The organism is Vibrio sp. 2096 (genome assembly GCF_033339595.1).
Taxonomy (GTDB): Bacteria; Pseudomonadota; Gammaproteobacteria; order Enterobacterales; family Vibrionaceae; genus Vibrio; species Vibrio alginolyticus.
The window spans coordinates 1-1,047 of the sequence record NZ_JAWOUX010000108.1; the positions used below are offsets into that span (position 1 = coordinate 1).

General features: G+C 43.3%; 2 protein-coding genes. Both read left to right on the forward strand.

Translation table 11 applies throughout. The annotated features are described in order from the left end of the window. Window positions 1-589, forward strand: a 589-nt coding sequence (locus R7Q41_RS24395; RefSeq protein WP_318144753.1) for an A24 family peptidase, incomplete at its 5' end; no start/stop codon positions are given. After that, window positions 590-1,047 (forward strand): dephospho-CoA kinase (coaE, locus tag R7Q41_RS24400; RefSeq protein WP_318144754.1); only part of this gene is annotated, 458 nt, incomplete at its 3' end.

The window sequence follows — 1,047 nt, forward strand, 5'->3', positions numbered from 1 at the left end:
ATGCCATCATTGTCATACCGCAATTAGTCCTCGATATCCGCTGATAGAATTACTCACTGCAGCGTGCGCTGGTTTTGTGGCTTATCATTTCGGCTTTAGCTACTTTACGGTTGCGTTAATCTTTTTCACATTTGTCTTAATAGCCGCGACTTTTATCGATCTCGATACTATGCTGCTACCGGACCAATTAACATTACCATTAACTTGGGCTGGCATTGCGTTAGCATTAACAGAAATAAGCCCTGTTAGTCTACAAGACGCCGTAATTGGTGCGATTGCCGGTTATTTGTGTCTTTGGTCAGTATATTGGGGTTTCAAACTGCTTACTGGTAAAGAAGGCATGGGTTACGGTGATTTTAAATTGCTGGCTGCCCTTGGCGCTTGGCTAGGATGGCAATCATTACCAATGATCATCCTACTTTCTTCCGTCGTCGGTGTGATATTCGGGCTCGTTCAGTTACGACTACAAAAACAAGGTATAGAGAGAGCTTTCCCTTTCGGCCCATATTTAGCGATTGCAGGATGGGTAAGCTTAATCTGGGGCGACCAAATTCTAAGTTGGTACTTCACGTCAATTTTAGGGGTGTAAATGGCTTTGGTAATAGGTTTAACGGGTGGTATCGCCAGCGGTAAAACTACCGTAACGAATCTGTTCAAGCAGCAGTTTAAAATTGATATTGTCGATGCAGATATTGTCGCACGAGAAGTCGTCGAACCTGGAACTCCCGGGTTAAATGCAATCATTCAACATTTTGGTCAAGACATTACGCATGACGACAACACCTTAGATCGTGCCAAGTTACGCGAAAAAATCTTTTCTAATCCAGAAGAAAAAGCTTGGCTCAATGCATTGTTACATCCGATCATTCGAGAAAAAATGATAGAAGACCTTCAACAGGTCACGTCGGATTATGCGTTATTGGTCGTGCCATTACTCGTTGAAAACAACCTCGATAGTTTGTGCGATCGTGTCCTCGTTGTAGATGTAGAACCTGAAACTCAAATTTCTCGCACCGTTAAACGCGACAACGTAAGTGAAGAGCAAGC